General features: G+C 56.4%; 1 rRNA gene. It reads right to left on the minus strand.

The window, feature by feature from the left end:
• Positions 1–21: 21 nt before the first annotated feature.
• Positions 22–3,145: ribosomal RNA gene (locus ACIRQ7_RS36425) — 23S ribosomal RNA — on the minus strand.
• Positions 3,146–3,197 lie beyond the last annotated feature (52 nt).

Raw genomic sequence — 3,197 nt, forward strand, 5'->3', positions numbered from 1 at the left:
ACACAGTGGACGCGAGCAACTGAGGACAAGCCCTCGGCCTATTAGTACCAGTCAACTCCAACCGTTACCGGTCTTCCATATCTGGCCTATCAACCCAGTCGTCTACTGGGAGCCTTAACCCCTCAAAGGGGGTGGGAGTACTCATCTCGAAGCAGGCTTCCCGCTTAGATGCTTTCAGCGGTTATCCTTTCCGAACGTAGCCAACCAGCCATGCCCTTGGCAGGACAACTGGCACACCAGAGGTTCGTCCGTCCCGGTCCTCTCGTACTAGGGACAGCCCTTCTCAATACTCCTACGCGCACAGCGGATAGGGACCGAACTGTCTCACGACGTTCTAAACCCAGCTCGCGTACCGCTTTAATGGGCGAACAGCCCAACCCTTGGGACCGACTCCAGCCCCAGGATGCGACGAGCCGACATCGAGGTGCCAAACCATCCCGTCGATATGGACTCTTGGGGAAGATCAGCCTGTTATCCCCGGGGTACCTTTTATCCGTTGAGCGACGGCGCTTCCACAAGCCACCGCCGGATCACTAGTCCCTACTTTCGTACCTGCTCGACCCGTCAGTCTCACAGTCAAGCTCCCTTGTGCACTTACACTCAACACCTGATTGCCAACCAGGCTGAGGGAACCTTTGGGCGCCTCCGTTACTCTTTAGGAGGCAACCGCCCCAGTTAAACTACCCACCAGACACTGTCCCTGATCCGGATCACGGACCCAGGTTAGACATCCAGCACGACCAGAGTGGTATTTCAACAATGACTCCACAACCACTGGCGTGGCTGCTTCAAAGTCTCCCACCTATCCTACACAAGCCGAACCGAACACCAATATCAAGCTATAGTAAAGGTCCCGGGGTCTTTCCGTCCTGCTGCGCGAAACGAGCATCTTTACTCGTAGTGCAATTTCACCGGGCCTATGGTTGAGACAGTCGAGAAGTCGTTACGCCATTCGTGCAGGTCGGAACTTACCCGACAAGGAATTTCGCTACCTTAGGATGGTTATAGTTACCACCGCCGTTTACTGGCGCTTAAGTTCTCAGCTTCGCCACACCGAAATGTGACTAACCGGTCCCCTTAACGTTCCAGCACCGGGCAGGCGTCAGTCCGTATACATCGCCTTACGGCTTCGCACGGACCTGTGTTTTTAGTAAACAGTCGCTTCTCGCTGGTCTCTGCGGCCACCCCCAGCTCACCGAGTAAATCGGATCACCAGAAATGGCCCCCCTTCTCCCGAAGTTACGGGGGCATTTTGCCGAGTTCCTTAACCATAGTTCACCCGAACGCCTCGGTATTCTCTACCTGACCACCTGAGTCGGTTTAGGGTACGGGCCGCCATGAAACTCGCTAGAGGCTTTTCTCGACAGCATAGGATCATCCACTTCACCACAATCGGCTCGGCATCAGGTCTCAGCCTCAATGTGTGACGGATTTACCTACCACACGGCCTACACCCTTACCCCGGGACAACCACCGCCCGGGCTGGACTACCTTCCTGCGTCACCCCATCGCTTACCTACTACCACCTTGGATCGGCGGCTCCACCACGTCCCTTTGTCCGAAGACTCCAGGCCGGCTTCACGGCCTTAGCATTAATGGATTCGATACTGGGCGTTTCAAAGCGGGTACCGGAATATCAACCGGTTGTCCATCGACTACGCCTGTCGGCCTCGCCTTAGGTCCCGACTTACCCTGGGCAGATCAGCTTGACCCAGGAACCCTTAGTCAATCGGCGCACACGTTTCTCACGTGTGTATCGCTACTCATGCCTGCATTCTCACTCGTGAACCGTCCACAACTCGTTTCCACGGCTGCTTCACCCGGCACACGACGCTCCCCTACCCATCACAGTCCCCGTTGGGGGTATGTACTGCAATGACACGACTTCGGCGGTGTGCTTGAGCCCCGCTACATTGTCGGCGCGGAATCACTTGACCAGTGAGCTATTACGCACTCTTTCAAGGATGGCTGCTTCTAAGCCAACCTCCTGGTTGTCTCTGCGACTCCACATCCTTTCCCACTTAGCACACGCTTAGGGGCCTTAGTCGATGCTCTGGGCTGTTTCCCTCTCGACCATGGAGCTTATCCCCCACAGTCTCACTGCCGCGCTCTCACTTACCGGCATTCGGAGTTTGGCTAAGGTCAGTAACCCGGTAGGGCCCATCGCCTATCCAGTGCTCTACCTCCGGCAAGAAACACACGACGCTGCACCTAAATGCATTTCGGGGAGAACCAGCTATCACGGAGTTTGATTGGCCTTTCACCCCTAACCACAGGTCATCCCCCAGGTTTTCAACCCTGGTGGGTTCGGTCCTCCACGAAGTCTTACCTCCGCTTCAACCTGCCCATGGCTAGATCACTCCGCTTCGGGTCTTGGGCACGCTACTCAACGCCCTATTCGGACTCGCTTTCGCTACGGCTTCCCCACACGGGTTAACCTCGCAACATACCGCAAACTCGCAGGCTCATTCTTCAAAAGGCACGCAGTCACGACGCACCGAGCAAGCTCGATGCGCGACGCTCCCACGGCTTGTAGGCACACGGTTTCAGGTACTATTTCACTCCGCTCCCGCGGTACTTTTCACCATTCCCTCACGGTACTATCCGCTATCGGTCACCAGGGAATATTTAGGCTTAACGGGTGGTCCCGCCAGATTCACACGGGATTTCTCGGGCCCCGTGCTACTTGGGTGTTTCTTAAACGAGCCGTTAATGTTTCAGCTACGGGGGTCTTACCCTCTACGCCGGGCCTTTCGCATGCCCTTCGCCTACACCAACGGTTTCTGACTCGTCTCACTGCCGGCAGACAATGAAAAAGAAATCCCACAACCCCAACCACGCAACCCCTGCCGGGTATCACACGTGACTGGTTTGGCCTCATCCGGTTTCGCTCGCCACTACTCCCGGAATCACTGTTGTTTTCTCTTCCTGCGGGTACTGAGATGTTTCACTTCCCCGCGTTCCCTCCACACTGCCTATGTGTTCAGCAGCGGGTGACAGCCCATGACGGCTGCCGGGTTTCCCCATTCGGACACCCCCGGATCAAAGCTTGGTTGACAGCTCCCCGGGGCCTATCGTGGCCTCCCACGTCCTTCATCGGTTCCTGGTGCCAAGGCATCCACCGTGCGCCCTTAAAAACTTGGCCACAGATGCTCGCGTCCACTGTGCAGTTCTCAAGCAACGACCAGCCACCCGTC

This window comes from Streptomyces sp. NPDC101393 (genome assembly GCF_044767385.1).
Taxonomy (GTDB): Bacteria; Actinomycetota; Actinomycetes; order Streptomycetales; family Streptomycetaceae; genus Streptomyces.